A 15,687-nucleotide genomic window follows, 5' to 3' on the forward strand; every position below is an offset into this window, starting at 1 on the left:
GGATGGCAACGCCGCATGCGAGCGCCGCATCAATGCTGCCGGTATTGCATGCGCAGCTTGTGTTTTTCGATCTTTCCCGACGGCGTGCGCGGCAACGCGTCGACCACGCGCACGTGGCGCGGCACCTTGTACCCGGCCAGAAGCTGCCGGCAATGCGCGATCACGTCCTGCGGATCGAGCGCGGCGCCGGGCCGAAGTACCAGCAGCGCCATGCCGACCTCGCCCCAGCGCTCGTCGGGCACGCCGATCACCGCGGCCTCGGCGACCTGCGGCAACGCGAACAGCGCCTGCTCGACCTCGGCCGGATAGACGTTCTCGCCGCCGGAAATGAACATGTCCTTGGCGCGATCGACGATGTAGTAGTCGCCGTCGGCATCGACATAGGCGATGTCGCCCGAATGCAGCCAGCCGCCGCGCAGCGCGGCCGCGGTGGCCTCGGGCAGGTTCCAGTAGCCCGGCGTCACGCCCGGCCCCTTGATCAGCAGCTCGCCGCGCTCGCCGGGCGCGACATCGTTGCCCAGCGGATCGACCACGCGCGTCAGCATCGAGCCGACCGGCTTGCCGATGGTGCCCGGCTTGCGGCGTGCGGTGTCCTCGTCGGCGACGAACACGGTCGGGCCCGTCTCGGTCATGCCGAAACCGAAGCAGATCGTCACGCCCTTGGCCTGGTACGCCTGCAGCAGCGGCAACGGCACCGGCGAGCCGCCGGCCGCGCAGCTGCGCAGCCGCGACAGGTCGGCCCGTTCGAAGTCCGGATGCTGGGCGAGGAACTGGTAGATCGACGGCACCGCGAAGAACATCGTGATGCCCGCGCCCGAGCGCGCATCGAGCCGCGCCAGCGTCGCGCCCGCATCGAACTGGCGCGCGACGTGCACGGTGCCGCCGGCATGCAGCACCGGATTCGCGTACAGGTTCAGGCCGCCGGTATGGAAGAACGGCAGCACCGCCAGCATCACGTCGTCGCGCGTGATGCGGTTGGCGATCGTCGCGTTGACGGCGTTGAAGAACACCATGCCGTAGGTCTGGATCACGCCCTTGGGCCGGCCGGTGGTGCCGGAGGTGTACAGCAGATGCCAGACCTCGTGTTCGTCGCGGCAAGGCATCTCGATGGTGCGCCCCGACGCGGCGGCCAGCACCGCCTCGTATTCGGTCCAGCCCGCCGGCACATCGGCCGCCTCGTCGTCGGCCAGATGCAGCACCGCGCGCAGCGCGCGCCCGCGTGCCAGTTCGGCGGCGACATGAAGAAAGCCGTCGCCGACCACCAGCACCTCGGGCATGCAGTCGTCGAGAATCGGCGCGAGCTCGGCCGGCGCCAGCCGCCAGTTCAGGCAGACCATCACCATGCCGGCCTTGGCGCAGCCGTACAGCATCTCGAGATAGTCGGCGCTGTTGTGCGCCAGCACGGCGACGCGGCTGCCGGGGACCAGCACGAGCGTCTGCGTCAGGTATTCGGCGAAGCGGCTGGCGCGCTCGTCGAACTGGCGGTAGCTGATCCGCCGGCCGCTGTCGACATCGACCAGCGCGATCTTGTCGGGGCGGTGCCGTGCGTGCTTGTGCAGCCAGTCGACTACGTACATGGGCGCCCCGCGTCGCGTTGGACTTCGATGATGAACGTCGTCATGGTCGTCATCGCGCCGCGCGCAGACGTCCCACGATGCCTTGCGGGAAATAATAGACGCTGAGCACGAACAGCAAACCCAGCCACAGCAGCCAGCGATCGGGATGCAGCAGCGAAGACAGCAGCGGCAGCGCCGCGGTGGCCTCGCTGGCGAGCGCCATCACGTCCTGCAGATAGGTCTGCGCCAGCAAAAACAGCACGGTGCCGATCACCGCGCCATACATCGTGCCCATGCCGCCGATCACGACGATCAGCAGGATGTCGACCATGATCTCGAACGACAGCGAGGTATCCGGGCCGTTGTAGCGCAGCCAGATCGCCATCAGCACGCCGGCCAGCGTGGCAAAGGCAGCCGACAGCACCGTCGACACCGTGCGGTAGACCACGGTGCGGTAGCCGATTGCCTCGGCGCGGAAGTCGTTCTCGCGGATGGCCTGCAGTACGCGGCCGAACGGCGAGTTGACCACGCGCAGCAGCATCAGGAACAGCACGGCGGCGCCGGCCAGCACCAGGTAATACGAAAACAGCTTGCCATTGAGCGGCACGCCCAGCCATTCGATCGCCTCGCCGTCGGCATCCTCCAGCGCGAAGCCCGGCGTCAGCAGCGCCGGTACCTTGAACGACAGCCCGTCCTCGCCGCCGGTCCAGGCCGACAGTTGCGACACCAGCGTGGCGAAGGCGGTCGCCACCGCCAGCGTGATCATCGCGAAGAAGATCGCGCGCACGCGCAGCGAGAACAGCCCGATCACCAGCGCCAGCAGCATCGACACCGCCAGCGCGCCGGCGATGCCCGCCAGCAGCGCGCCCCAGCCCGGCTCGAAGCGCGTCATCGCGATCGCCACGCCATAGCCGCCGATGCCGAAGAACATCGTGTGCGCGAACGAGACGATGCCGGTGTAGCCGAGCAGCAGGTCGTAGCTCGCCACCAGCACCACGAAGATGCAGATCTTGGCGGCCATGTTCAACGCGCGCGCGCCAGGGATCAGGAACGGCGTGCAGAGCAGCGCCAGCAGCAGCAAGAGCAGCAGCACCGTCAGCACGCGGCTGCGCGGGGTATCGCCGGAAAGCAGTCGGATCATGATGCGGTCGGTTCCTTTGCCATGCGATGTGACGCGGCGACAGGCCTCAGCGCCGCGCCACCGGATACAGACCCTGCGGCCGCCACAGCAGGATCAGCACCATCAGCAGGATGTTGGAGAACAGCGCCACCTTGGGAAACAGGAAGCCGGTGTAGTTGGCCATCAGCCCGACCAGCAGCGCGCCGACGAAGCAGCCGGCGGTCGAGCCGAGCCCGCCGATGATGATCACGATGAAGATCAGCACATTGACCTGCGCGCCGATCGCCGCGGTGATGTTCTGCTGATAGAGCCCCCACAGCACGCCGCCCATGCCCGCCAGCCCCGCGCCGACCGCGAACACGCCGACGAACAGCCGGCGCACGCGATAGCCGAGCGCCTCGACCATCTCGCGGTTCTCGACGCCGGCGCGGATCAGCAGGCCGATGCGCGTACGGTTCAGCACCAGCAGCATCGCGAGGAAGACGGCCAGCCCCAGCACCACCGCGATCAGCCGGTATTTCTCGATTGCGGCATCGCCCAGCAGCACCGCGCCGCGAAAGCTCGCCGGCAGCGTCAGCGCGATGGTCTCGGGTCCCCAGATCGCCTTGATCAGCTGTTCGGCGACGATCATGCCGCCCATCGTGATCAGGATCTGCTTCAGATGCTGGCCATAGACCGGACGCACCACCACGCGCTCGAAGGCCAGGCCCAGCGCGCCGGCCACCGTCATCGCGGCGAAGATCGCCAACGCGAACACCGCCAGGTTCAGCGCCAGGCTGTCGGCCTCGACCCAGGGCGCCAGCGGCAGCAGCACCGACGCCGCGATATAGGCGCCCAGCGCGATGAAGGCGCCGTGGCCGAAGTTCAGCACGTCCATCAGGCCGAACACCAGCGTCAGGCCCGACGACACCACGAAGATGATCATGCCCATCGCCAGGCCGGCGATCGTCAGCGTCAGCCAGGTCGAGCCGCTGCCGATCAATGGATACGCCAGCAGCATCAGCAGCGGCGCGAGCGCCAGCGGCAGCCAGTCGAGCCGCGCGGCAGGCAGATCGGTGGTATTCGCCGCCGGCGTGGCATCGGCTGGGACGGAGGTCACCGGAGATGGGGGTTCGGACGCGGTGCTGCCAGCGTTCATGGTCAGGTTTCCTCGGGAACGGCGGACATCACGGCGGACATCACGGCCGACGTCGTGGCCGAAGTCGCGGCCGAAGTCACGGGCGACATCGTCAGGGCCGTCATCATTGGTGCGCGGCCAGCGACAGCCCCAGCAGGCGCTGCTGCAGGCCCTCGTCGGCGGCGAGTTCGGCCATGGCGCCGGCGTGCACGACGCGGCCGTCGTCCATCACCGCCACCGTGTCGCCGACCGCCCGCGCCATCTGGAAATTCTGCTCGACCAGCAGCATCGACACGTCGGTCTGCTTCAACTCCCGAAACACCGCGATCATGTTCTGGATGATGGCCGGGGCCAGCCCCTTGGTCGGTTCGTCGACGATCAGCAGCCGGCGCGGCTCGACGATGGCGCGCGCGACCGACAGCATCTGCTTCTGGCCGCCGGACAGCACGCCGGCGCGCTGATGCCAGAACACCTTCAGCGCCGGGAACATGCGCAGCACCCAGTCGAGCCGCCGTGGATCGGCCGGGCCCTGGCGCGCGGCGAGCCGCAGGTTCTCGGCCACCGTCAGGTCGGAGAACACGCCCATGTTCTCGGGCACGTAGCCGATGCCGGCCTGCGCGATCGCCGGCGTGTCCAGCGCGGTGATGTCCCTGCCGTCGAATTCGATCCGGCCGGCGCCAGCCCGCCACAGGCCCATCACCGTGCGCAGCGTGGTGGTCTTGCCCGCGCCGTTGCGCCCGAGCAGCATCGTGACGCCGCCGCGCGGCACTTCAAGCGTGACGCCGTGCAGGATGTGATACGGCCCGATATGCGTCTGCACGCCGGCGAGGCGCAGCAGCGGCTGCGCGGCGGCGTGCGGCGCGGAGATCGAGGTGGCGTGCTCAGCCATCGGTACCCTCCCCCTCCGCCGGCAGGCCCAGATAGGCCTGCTGCACGATCGGCGAGGCGATCACCTCGGCCGGATCGCCATCGGCCATCAGGCTGCCGTTGTGCAGCACCACGATGCGATCGGCCAGCGAGCGCACCACGTCCATCTTGTGTTCGACCAGCAGCACGGTGTGCGCGCGGTCCTGCTTGATCTCGCGGATCAGGTCGAGGATCACCGGCACCTCGTCGACGCTCATGCCGGCGGTCGGCTCGTCGAACATGAAGACGCGCGGGCGCAGCGCCAGCAGGATCGCCACCTCGAGCTTGCGCTGGTCGCCGTGCGGCAGCGCGGCCACGGCCAGGTCGCGCTTGGCCGCCAGCGCGACCCGTTCCAGGCAGCGCTCGGCCTCGGCATTGACGCCGCGATGGCTGCTCCAGACCGTCAGCAGATCGAGGCCGATGCGGGCGCGCGCCTGCACGGCCAGCCGCACGTTCTCGAGCACCGACAGGTTCGGAAACAGGCTGGTCAGCTGGAAGGCCCGGCCGATGCCGCGGCGCGCCTTGGCCGATGCGCTCAGGCCGGTGATGTCGCGGCCGTACAGCGCGATGCGGCCGCCGGTCGGCGCCAGCTGGCCCGAGATCAGGTTGAAGTAGGTGGTCTTGCCCGCGCCGTTCGGGCCGACGATGCAGGTCAGCTCGCCGGCGCGGAACGCGCACGACACCGCGTTGACGGCCACATGGCCGCCGAAGCGGATCGTCAGGTCGCGGGTTTCCAGCGCCGGCTGTCCGGCGGGCGCCGACGCGCCGGCGGGTCCGCGCTGCGCATCGCCGCCGGGCAGCGGCGCGGCGCCATCGGCGCCATCGGCGGCGGTGCGCGCGGCCGCGCTCGCACCGCGCGCCGCGCCAAGGGTTGCAGCGTTGGCTTGCACCGGGCTCTCCACGGTTATTGCCGTCATTGGCGCTGTTGCCGTTTATCGGCGCTGATTCCTGCTCATTGCCGTTGATTGCGGATCGGCACCTGCATCTCCTCGGGCTTGATCTCGCGGACCAGCTCGGGGACGCCCCAGGCGAAGGCGGGGTCGACCTTGATCTTGAAGTGGTACATCGACTGCATCGCCTGATGGTCCTCCTTGCGGAACGTCATCCGTCCCTTCGGCGTATCGAACGACATGCCTTCCATCGCGGCGATCAGCTTCTCGGTGCCGGTGGCACCGCCGGTCTTCTTCAGCGCCTCGACCAGCGCGATGCCAGAGGCCATGCCGCCGGCGGTAAAGAAGTCGGGCGGGGTCTTGTACTTGTTGTAGTGGTTGGCGACCAGCCACTGGTTGGCCGGATTCTTCGGGATGCCGAAGTAGTAGTAGGTCGCCCCTTCCATGCCCGGGAAGTTCTTGTAGCTGGCCATCGCCGGCAGGATGTTGCCGCCGGTGGCGATCTCGATGCCGTAGCGCTTCGGATCGAGGTCGGCGATCTTGAACGGATTGCCGGCGCCGGCCCAGATGATGAAGATCACCTTGCGGCCGGGCTTGTCCTTCAGCGCATCGAACAGCCGCTGCGCGCCCGCGGTGAAGTCGGTGGTGTTGGTCGGCAGGTATTCCTCGTGCACGACCCTGGCTTGCTTCAGCGCGTCCTTGAACGCCTTGACGCCGTCGCGGCCGAACGCGTAGTCCTGCGCCAGCGTGGCGATCTGCACGCCGGGCTTGTCGAGCGCGACCGCGTTGGCGATCGCGTCCTGCGAGGAATTGCGGCCGGTGCGGAAGATGTAGCGGTTCCACTTGTCGCCGGTGATCGAATCGGCCACCGCCGGCTCGACCAGCAGCACCTTGCGGTATTCCTCTGCGACCGGCAGCATCGCCAGCGCCGTGCCGGACGAGGTCGGCCCCACCGCAATGTCGGCGCGGTCGTCGCTGTAGGCGGCGGCCAGTTGCGCCTTGGCGACGTCGGGCTTGCCCTGCGTGTCCTTCTCGATCACCACCAGCTTGCGGCCGTTGACCGTCATGGTGCCGCCGGTCGCGTATTCGAGTCCCATCATCAGCCCGATCTGGGTCTGCTTGGCATAGGCCTCGAGCGCCCCGGTCTTGTCGTAGACGTGGGCGATGCGGATGTCCTTGGCGGCGGCGGCGCCGGTCAGCAGCGTGGCGGCGAGCGCGACGGCAAGCGCCGCGGTGCGGCGGGCAATGCGGTGGGGTTCCATCGTTTGTCTCCTCGGTCCTTTTTGTTTTGTCGTGGCCTGGCGTACCGCTGATGTCCTGCTTATGTACGGCTCATCGGATCGTCATCGCGGCGCCAGCCCGTGCGTGATCAGATCGAACGCGGTGTCGACGACCTTCTCCATCGACGCCGGCCGTTTCCAGCGCGCGTAGCGCATGCCGAGGAAATTGCTGATGCCGATCAGGCACCAGGCGCGCACCTCGGCGTCGCCCGGAACGATCTCGCCGAGCTCCTGCGCGCGCGTCAGCCGGCGGCTGTAGAGCTCCGCGAAGACCTGGAAGTACTGGCTGTAGATCGTCTCGTCGACCGAATACGAGTCGAGCACGATCCGGTACAGGTTCTTGTGGCGCGAGACGAAGGACAGGAAGGCCTTCAGGCCGAGGCGCTCGGCCTCGATCTGCGTGGTGGCCGGCGCGACGTGCTTGCGCAGGTGCGCGCGCACCAGCTCCAGCATGTGCTGGACCAGCGCGCGAAACACGTCCTCCTTGTCCTTGAAGTACAGGTAGAAGGTGCCCATCGCCACCTGCGCCTCCTGCGTGATCTCGGAGATCGACGCGGCGTAGTAGCCCTTCTCGCCGAATACCTTCTCGGCGGCCCGCAGCAGCGCCTCACGGGTCTTCTGGCCGCGCGCGGTTTTCGGGATCACACAGGCTTCGGTCGGTGGCATCGGCGCCTTCGTTCGAGCGGGACTACGGTTGGCAAGCGTGGGAAGCGACGGAAAGCATGGTGCCGGGCAGCATCGGAGGCCATGTTCCGGAATCGCGCATCGGATCACCGCATCAAGCGATGAAACCTGATAAGTGATTCATGTTTCATGGTATAAAGCAGCGAATCGGAATGTCAATAGATGGCTGTCCCAAGGCGCCCCGGCCGGCATGGCGGCGGCGCCCGGCTTCGCCGCTCCCGGGACGCGCCACGCCGCCACGGAGACACCGTTTGGACGCCGCCGATCGCACCGCACAGCCAGGTCCCGCCGCGCCGCCTTCGATGGCGCCAGGTTCGGCCGCATCGTCCTCGACCGCGCCGCCCTCCACTGCCCATCGCTTCACCGAACACCCTGCCGACCACGACCTGCCCGGCTGGCGCGAAGCCGGCACCGGCCGGCCCTTGCTGCTGCTGCACGGCTGGTCGGTGCCCGGCCAGGCCTTCGCAGGCCAGGCGGCACTGGCGCAACACGGATACCGCGTGATCGCGCCCGACCATGCGGGACATGGGCTGTCGGCGCGGTCCCGCCCCGCGGCGGGCGGCACCATCGCCGGGCTGGCTGGCGGCGTGGCGCGGCTGATCGATGCGCTGGCATTGCGCGATGCCGTCGTGGTGGGCTGGTCGATGGGGGCGATGGTCGCCTGGGAACTGGCGCGCGGCCGCCCCTCTGCGTGGCTGGCACCGCGCATCGCGGCGGTCGGCGCTATCGACATGACGCCCCGGCTGCTGACCGGGCCGGACTGGCCGCATGGCCTGCACGGCGGCTACACCGCGGCGCAGGCCGGCCAGATGGCGGCGCAGGTGCGGCGCCACTGGCACGGCATGGTGCCGCTGGTCGGCGCCGGGCTGTGGGCCGAAGGCGAAGAACCGTCACCGGGCCACGCGGCACGCGTGCGGGATTGGATGCTGGGCTGCGACGCCGGCGTGCTGGCCGAGCTGTGGCTCGACATGGCGCGGCAGGACTACCGGCCGATGCTGCGCGAGGCCACCGTGCCGCTGTTCTGCCTGTATGGGGAGCGAAGCCGGCTCTATCGGCCGCCGCTGGCGGCCGCCACGGCCGCGCTGCAGCCGGCGCTGCGGGCCGCGACGATCCCGGCGGCGGGCCACAGTCCGCATCTGGAGCGGCCGCGGGCCTTCAACACCGCGTTATTGCGGATGATCGGCGGGATGAATCGGGGATGAACGGGGGATGAATCGGGATGAATCGGGGATGAACGGGGGATGAATCGGGACGAATCGGGGACGAATCGGGGACGATTAGGCGATGATGCGCGTCAGGCCAGCGCCCGATAGCTCCACAGCCCGACCAGTGTCAGCAGCAGCGAGCCGCCGAGGTGCAGCAGCACGTGCAGCGCCGCGGCGCCGTAGTTGCCCGCCAGCAGGTTGGCGGTCAGCTCGCTGGAGAACGTCGAGAAGGTGGTCAGTCCGCCGAGAAAGCCGGTGATCACCAGCAGCCGCCAGGCCGGCGGCAGTGAGGCATGGGTGTCGAAGAAGCCGACCGCCACGCCGATCAGGAACCCGCCGAGCAGATTGGCCGCCAGCGTGCCGTACGGCAACGCCGGGTTGGCGGCATTCCACAGCAGCGAGAACAGCCAGCGCAGCCAGGCGCCGATCGCCGCGCCGACGCCGACCGCGACGAAGCCGAGCCCGCTCAAGCCGGGGCTCCGGACCGGCCTTCTGCCTCGTCGGCATCGCCACTGGCATTGAGCGAACGCACGCCCCAGCGCGCCAGCGCGGCCTCGTCGGTGACGCGGGCATCGACCCAGCGCGCGCCGTCGGGCGTCGATTCCTTCTTCCAGAACGGCGCCTCGGACTTCAGATAGTCCATGATGAATTCGCAGGCGGCGAAGGCATTGCCGCGATGGGCCGACGCCACGGCGACCAGCACGATCTGGTCCTGCGGTTGCAACGGGCCGACGCGGTGGATGATGGTCACGCCGTCGAGCGCCCAGCGCTCGCGCGCCACCGCCTCGATCCGCTCCAGCGCCTTCTCTGTCATGCCCGGATAGTGCTCGAGCTCCATCGCCTGCACCGGGCTGCCGTCGTTGACGTCCCGCACCGTGCCGATAAAGCTGGCGACCGCGCCGACGCCCGGACGTCCCGCGCGCAGCGCCGCCACCTCGGCGCCCAGGTCGAAATCCTCGCGCTGTACCCTGACGCTCATCTCAGCCTCCGGTCACCGGCGGGAAGAAGGCCACTTCGCTGCCGTCGGCCACCGCGGTATCGGCACGCGCAACGGCATGGTCGACCGCCATGCGCAACGCGCGGCCCTCGGCCAACGCCTCCTGCCAGACGCCGCCGCGATCGCGCAGCCACTGGCGCACCTGGCCCACGGTCGCCACCGTGTCCGGCAGCTCGACGCGCTCCTGGGCCACGCCCAGTTGCTCGCGTACGCTGGCGAAGAACCGCAATTCGATCTGCATCGCTACCCTCTTCTCTCTACGGCTTCGGCTGCCCTCGCCGGAGCTAGGCCACCAGGTTGGCAAACGGCAGGAACGACACCATGTCGCCGCGCCGGATCGGCTGGTTGGGCGGATTGTCGACCAGGCCGTCACCCCAGACCGTCGAGGTCAGCACGCCCGAACTCTGGTTGGGGAACAGGTCGAGCCCGCCGCCCTCGTTGATCTTCACCCGCAGGAATTCGTTGCGGCGATCGAACTTGGTCAGGTCGAAGTCGGCCCGCATCGGAATGCGCCGCGGCGCCACGTCGGTGACGCCCTGCATGCGCAGCAGGAACGGACGCACGAACAGCAGGAAGGTGACGAAGCTCGACACCGGGTTGCCCGGCAGGCCGAGGAAGGCCGCGCTGTCGGCGACGCTGGCTGCATCGCCTGTACCGGTCGTGCCGCCGGCACCGCCGCGAGACACATGGCCGAACGCCAGCGGCTTGCCCGGCTTGATCGCGATCTGCCACAGATCCAGCCGCCCTTCGGCCTGCACCGCCGGCTTGATATGGTCCTCCTCGCCGACCGACACGCCGCCCGAGGTCAGGATCAGGTCGTGGCCTTGCGCCGCGCGCCGCAGCGTGTCGCGCGTGGCGTCGAGCGTGTCGGGCACGATGCCGAAATCGGTGACTTCGCAGCCGAGGTTTTCCAGCAGGCCACGCAACGTGAAACGATTCGAGTTGTAGATCGCGCCCGGCTTGAGCGGCTCGCCCGGCATCGCCAGTTCGTCGCCGGTAAAGAACACCGCCACGCGCGGGCGCCGCACCACGTCGACCTGCGCCTGGCCGACCGAGGCGGCCAGCCCCAGCGCCTGCGGCGTCAGCCGTGAGCCGGTGGGCAGGATCACCGCGCCTGCCATGATGTCCTCGCCGGCGCGGCGGATCCACTCGCCGGGACCGGGCGCGTGATTGACCACGACAAAGTCGCCGTCGGCCTGGCACTGCTCCTGCATCACCACCGCGTCAGCGCCGGGCGGAATCAGCCCGCCGGTGAAGATGCGCGCCGCGGTGCCCGCTTCCAGCGGCACGCCGACATGGCCGGCCGGAATGCGCTGCGCGACCCGCAGGCGGGTGCCCGGCATCGGCACGTCGGCGCAGCGCAGCGCGTAGCCGTCCATCGACGTGTTGTCGGCGGGCGGGACGTCGAGCGTGCTGGCGACCGGCTGGGCCAGCACGCGGCCATTGGCCTGCAGCGTATCGACGCGTTCGCTTTCGGTGATCGGCTGCGCGCCGGCCAGCAGCGCGTCGAGCGCCTGCGCCAGCGTCAGCATCGGGGGACGATTTTCCATGCGAGGTGCGTTGTCGTCGCGGCCCGCGCAGGCGGGAACGCAATGTCCGGACAGGCCCCGCCTGCGCGAGGCGGCGCTGGCGGCCGCGGCGCGAGGCCGGCGGCGGCAAGCGGCTGATTCGATTGTACTGGGGCGATTGTAATGACTCGGCGGCCGCCGCGCAGCGCGCGCGGCGGGAGAACGCCGGATTACAGCCCGGTATGCCGGGCGATGTACGCCTTGACCTGCGCCGCGTCGGCCGGCATCACCTCGAAACGCTGCGGCAGCGCCTCGATGCCCTCGAAGGCGGCCGGACGCTCGGGCTCGCGGCCCAGCGCCTCGCGGATCGTGTCGGCGAACTTGGCCGGCAGCGCGGTTTCCAGCACCACCATCGGCGTGCCAGCCGACAGGTGCTCGCGCGCGACCTTGACGCCGTCGGCGGTGTGGGTATCGATGGTGACGCCATAGCGGGCCGACAGGTCGCGGATCGTCGCGACGCGGTCGTCATGCGTGCTGCGGCCCGAGACGAAACCGAACTGGCGGATGCGCTCGTAGTCCGTCGTGCCCGACAGGTCGAAGCCGCCCTTGGTATCGACATCGCGGAACAGCTGCGCCAGCTTGCCGGCATCCTGTCCGAGCAGATCGAAGATGAAGCGCTCGAAATTCGACGCCTTCGAGATGTCCATGCTCGGGCTCGACGTGTGGTACGTCTCGGCCGCCTTGCGCACGCGATAGATGCCGGTGCGGAAGAACTCGTCGAGCACGTCGTTCTCGTTGGTCGCGACCACCAGCTTGTCGATCGGCAAACCCATCATGCGCGCGATGTGGCCGGCGCAGACATTGCCGAAGTTGCCCGACGGCACGCAGAACGAGACCTTCTGGCCGGGACCCGCATTGGCCCCATCCGTGGCCAGCAGCCAGCCCTTGAAGTAGTAGACCACCTGCGCGACCACGCGCGCCCAGTTGATCGAATTGACGGTGCCGATCTTCTGGCGCGACTTGAATTCGAGATCGTTGGACACCGCCTTGACGATGTCCTGGCAGTCGTCGAACACGCCCTGCACCGCCAGGTTGAAGATGTTCGGATCCTGCAGGCTGAACATCTGCGCGGTCTGGAACGCGCTCATCTTGTTGTGCGGGCTCAGCATGAACACACGGATGCCGCGCTTGCCGCGCATCGCGTATTCGGCCGCGCTGCCGGTATCGCCCGACGTCGCGCCCAGGATATTGAGCTCCTGTCCGGCGCGCGCCAGCGCGTACTCGAACAGGTTGCCCAGCAGCTGCATCGCCATGTCCTTGAACGCGAGCGTCGGTCCGTTGGACAGGCCGAGCAGGTACAGCGGTGCGCCAGCCTCGTCGCCGAGCTTGCGCAGCGGCGTGATGTCGGCGGTGTTGTCGCCGGCGCGCGCATTGCAGTAGACGTCGGCGGTATAGGTCTTGCGCGTCAGCGCGCGCAGGTCCTCGGCCGGAATGTCGTCGCAGAACCTGGCCAGGATCTCGTAGGCCAGATCCGCGTACGACAGCTTGCGCCACGACTCGAGCTCGTCGGCGCTGACCTGCGGATATTGCTGCGGCAGATACAGGCCGCCGTCCGGCGCCAGGCCGCCCAGCAGGATCTCGGAGAAGGTTTGCGGCACGTCATGGCCGCGGGTCGACTTGTAGTTCATCGTGATGGTGGCCTGCCGGGCCGTGCCTTGCCCGGTGCGGGCGGCGGCGCGGCCATCGGCGCGGCTTCAGTTCAGTTCTTCCATGCGCAGGCGGGTGACGCCCGACAGCACCGTCGGCAGCGCCTCGATCTTGGCGATGGCCGCGTTGACCTGCTTCTCGCGCGCCAGGTGCGACAGCATGATGATATCGGTCTGCGGTTCGCCCTCGCGCGACTCCTTCTGCAGCATCGCGTCGATCGAGATGCCCGAATCGGCCAGGATGCGGGTGATGTCAGCCAGCACGCCGGTCTGGTCCGACACGCGCATGCGCAGATAGTAACTGCTGGTGACTTCCTCGATCGGCAGCACCGGCACGCTGGACAGCTCGTCCGGCTGGAACGCCAGGTGCGGCACGCGGTGCTCCGGATCGGCGGTATGCAGGCGGGTCACGTCGACCAGGTCGGCGATCACCGCCGACGCGGTCGGCTCGGCGCCGGCGCCCTTGCCGTAGTACAGCGTGGCGCCGACGGCGTCGCCCTGCACCAGCACCGCGTTCATCGCGCCCTCGACGTTGGCGATCAGCCGCGAGGCAGGCACCAGCGTCGGATGCACGCGCAGCTCGATGCCGTCCTCGCGGCGGCGCGTCAGGCCCAGCAGCTTGATGCGGTAGCCCAGTTCCTCGGCGTACTGGATGTCGATCGCGGACAGCCGCGTGATGCCCTCGACGTGGGTCTTGTCGAACTGCACCGGCATGCCGAAGGCGATCGCGCTCATCAGCGTGATCTTGTGCGCGGCGTCGACGCCCTCGATGTCGAAGGTCGGGTCGGCCTCGGCATAGCCCAGCCGCTGGGCTTCCTTCAGCACGGTGTCGAAGTCCAGGCCCTTGTCACGCATCTCGGACAGGATGAAGTTGGTGGTGCCGTTGATGATGCCGGCGATCCACTGAATGCGGTTGGCGCTCAGGCCTTCGCGCAGCGCCTTGATGATCGGAATGCCGCCGGCCACCGCCGCCTCGAACGCGACCATCACGCCCTTGCTGCGCGCGGCCTCGAAGATCTCGTTGCCGTGCACGGCCAGCAGCGCCTTGTTGGCGGTCACCACATGCTTGCCGTTGGCGATCGCCTGCAGCACCAGCTCGCGCGCGATGCCATAGCCGCCGATCAGTTCGACCACGATGTCGATGTCGGGGTGGCTGACCACCTCGCGCGCATCGGCCACCACCTGGACCTGCCCACCGGTCAGCTCGCGCGCGCGCTCGGTGTTCAGGTCGGCCACCATCGTAATCTCGATACCGCGGCCCGCGCGGCGGCGGATCTCCTCCTGGTTGCGCTTGAGCACGTCGAACGTGCCGCTACCGACGGTACCGATGCCGAGCAGGCCTACTTTGATGGGGTTCATGGTCAATCAGATTCCAGTTTGCAAATGGGGAAGCGCGACGGAGCGTGGGTTCGGAGCCGGCCGCAGCCGCAGCCGCAACCAGTGAGTCGGTCAGGCCGTCGCGCCGTGTCGTTTTCGATAGGACTCGAGGAAGCGGCCGACGCGGCCGATCGCTTCGCGCAGATCCTCTTCGTGCGGCAGGAAGACGATGCGGAAATGGTCCGGCCTGGCCCAGTTGAAGCCGGTGCCCTGCACCAGCAGCACCTTCGATTCCTGCAGCAGCTCGTAGATGAATTCCTGATCGTCCTGGATCGGATACATCGACAGGTCGAGCTTCGGAAACAGGTACAGCGCCGCCTTCGGCTTGACGCAGGTCACGCCCGGGATCTGCGTGATCAGCTCGTAGGCCAGGTCGCGCTGGCGGCGCAGGCGCCCGCCCTCGGCCACCAGGTCGTTGATGCTCTGGTAGCCGCCGAGCGCGGTCTGGATCGCCCACTGGCCCGGCACGTTGGCGCATAGCCGCATCGAGGACAGCATGTTCAGGCCCTCGATATAGTCGTGCGCGGGACGCTTGTCGCCCGACACCACCATCCAGCCGGCGCGGTAGCCGCACGAGCGGTAGTTCTTCGACAGGCCGTTGAACGTCACGGTCAGCACGTCGGTCGACAGCGCGGCGATCGACGTGTGCGTATGGCCGTCGTACAGCACCTTGTCGTAGATTTCGTCGGCGAAGATGATCAGCCCGTGCTGGCGCGCGATCGCGACGATCTCGCGCAGCAGCTCGTCCGAGTACAGCGCCCCGGTCGGGTTGTTCGGGTTGATCACGACGATGGCCTTGGTGTTCGGCGTGATCTTCGCGCGGATGTCGTCCAGGTCCGGCATCCAGTCGTTGGCCTCGTCGCACAGGTAGTGCACCGGGGTGCCGCCCGACAGGCTGACCGCGGCGGTCCACAGCGGGTAGTCCGGCGTGGGCACCAGCACCTCGTCGCCGTTGTTCAGCAGCGCGTTCATCGACATCACGATCAGCTCGGACGCGCCGTTGCCGACATAGATGTCGTCCAGACCGACGCCATGGATGTTCTTCTGCTGGGTGTAGTGCATGATCGCCTTGCGCGCGGCGAAGATGCCCTTCGAATCCGAGTAGCCCGCCGAGTTCGGCAGGTTGCGCATCATGTCCTGCTGGATCTCCTCCGGCGCATCGAAGCCGAACACGGCCAGGTTGCCGATATTGAGCTTGATGATCTTGTGCCCTTCTTCCTCCATCTGCTTGGCCTTCTCCAGCACCGGGCCGCGGATGTCGTAGCAGACGTTGTTCAGCTTGTTGGATTTCTGGATCGGTTTCACGGCGTGGTCGGGCAGGAGTCTGGCGGAGACAAAGGG

The 15,687-nt window shown here is 68.3% G+C and carries 15 protein-coding genes; 1 reads left to right on the forward strand and 14 read right to left on the reverse strand.

Going from position 1 to position 15,687, the window contains the following annotated elements; genetic code table 11:
- Positions 1-29 precede the first annotated feature (29 nt).
- From M1D55_RS18455 to M1D55_RS18485, 7 genes are all read right to left on the reverse strand, one after another.
- Positions 30-1,577 (reverse strand): acyl-CoA synthetase, encoded by a 1,548-nt coding sequence (locus M1D55_RS18455; protein ID WP_456281506.1) that lies wholly within the window; start codon positions 1,575-1,577, stop codon positions 30-32.
- Between the two features lie 49 nt (positions 1,578-1,626).
- A complete protein-coding gene (locus M1D55_RS18460; RefSeq protein WP_456281507.1) occupies positions 1,627-2,697 on the reverse strand; it encodes a branched-chain amino acid ABC transporter permease in 1,071 nt (356 codons plus the stop codon).
- Between the two features lie 46 nt (positions 2,698-2,743).
- Positions 2,744-3,814, reverse strand: coding sequence for a branched-chain amino acid ABC transporter permease (locus M1D55_RS18465; protein ID WP_456281508.1), 1,071 nt, complete (start codon positions 3,812-3,814; stop codon positions 2,744-2,746).
- A 103-nt stretch (positions 3,815-3,917) separates the two neighbouring features.
- On the reverse strand, positions 3,918-4,682 hold the full coding sequence (locus tag M1D55_RS18470; RefSeq protein WP_456281509.1) for an ABC transporter ATP-binding protein: 765 nt from the start codon (positions 4,680-4,682) through the stop codon (positions 3,918-3,920).
- Positions 4,675-5,436 (reverse strand): ABC transporter ATP-binding protein, encoded by a 762-nt coding sequence (locus M1D55_RS18475; RefSeq protein ID WP_456282735.1) that lies wholly within the window; start codon positions 5,434-5,436, stop codon positions 4,675-4,677. The genes M1D55_RS18470 and M1D55_RS18475 overlap by 8 nt, the downstream gene beginning before the upstream one ends.
- Positions 5,437-5,651: 215 nt before the next feature.
- Positions 5,652-6,851, reverse strand: a complete 1,200-nt coding sequence (locus M1D55_RS18480; protein WP_456281510.1) for a substrate-binding domain-containing protein — start codon at positions 6,849-6,851, stop codon at positions 5,652-5,654.
- Between the two features lie 81 nt (positions 6,852-6,932).
- Entirely contained in the window at positions 6,933-7,535 is a 603-nt protein-coding gene (locus M1D55_RS18485) for a TetR/AcrR family transcriptional regulator (protein WP_006577456.1), read from the reverse strand.
- Between the two features lie 269 nt (positions 7,536-7,804).
- Between M1D55_RS18485 and M1D55_RS18490 the strand changes: the two genes are divergently transcribed.
- Positions 7,805-8,755: an alpha/beta fold hydrolase gene (locus M1D55_RS18490; protein WP_456281511.1), complete on the forward strand. Its 951-nt coding sequence runs from the start codon at positions 7,805-7,807 to the stop codon at positions 8,753-8,755.
- Positions 8,756-8,847: 92 nt separating this feature from the next.
- Here M1D55_RS18490 and crcB read toward each other — a convergent pair whose 3' ends face one another.
- The 7 genes from crcB to M1D55_RS18525 form a co-directional block, all read right to left on the reverse strand.
- Positions 8,848-9,228 (reverse strand): fluoride efflux transporter CrcB, encoded by a 381-nt coding sequence (crcB, locus tag M1D55_RS18495; protein ID WP_456281512.1) that lies wholly within the window; start codon positions 9,226-9,228, stop codon positions 8,848-8,850.
- Entirely contained in the window at positions 9,225-9,737 is a 513-nt protein-coding gene (gene moaE, locus M1D55_RS18500; protein WP_456281513.1) for a molybdopterin synthase catalytic subunit MoaE, read from the reverse strand. Before moaE ends, crcB begins: the two co-directional genes overlap by 4 nt.
- 1 nt (position 9,738) lies before the next feature.
- Entirely contained in the window at positions 9,739-9,996 is a 258-nt protein-coding gene (gene moaD, locus M1D55_RS18505) for a molybdopterin converting factor subunit 1 (protein ID WP_006579784.1), read from the reverse strand.
- 43 nt (positions 9,997-10,039) lie between these two features.
- Positions 10,040-11,287: a molybdopterin molybdotransferase MoeA gene (locus M1D55_RS18510; protein WP_023264208.1), complete on the reverse strand. Its 1,248-nt coding sequence runs from the start codon at positions 11,285-11,287 to the stop codon at positions 10,040-10,042.
- Between the two features lie 206 nt (positions 11,288-11,493).
- On the reverse strand, positions 11,494-12,951 hold the full coding sequence (thrC, locus tag M1D55_RS18515; protein WP_456281514.1) for a threonine synthase: 1,458 nt from the start codon (positions 12,949-12,951) through the stop codon (positions 11,494-11,496).
- A 66-nt stretch (positions 12,952-13,017) separates the two neighbouring features.
- Positions 13,018-14,328, reverse strand: coding sequence for a homoserine dehydrogenase (locus M1D55_RS18520; RefSeq protein ID WP_023263971.1), 1,311 nt, complete (start codon positions 14,326-14,328; stop codon positions 13,018-13,020).
- A 90-nt stretch (positions 14,329-14,418) separates the two neighbouring features.
- Positions 14,419-15,651 carry a pyridoxal phosphate-dependent aminotransferase gene (locus M1D55_RS18525; RefSeq protein ID WP_006577918.1) on the reverse strand — a complete coding sequence of 411 codons (1,233 nt, stop codon included), beginning with the start codon at positions 15,649-15,651 and terminating at the stop codon, positions 14,419-14,421.
- Positions 15,652-15,687 lie beyond the last annotated feature (36 nt).

The sequence above is a fragment of the Cupriavidus sp. JZ107 genome, from assembly GCF_053903255.1.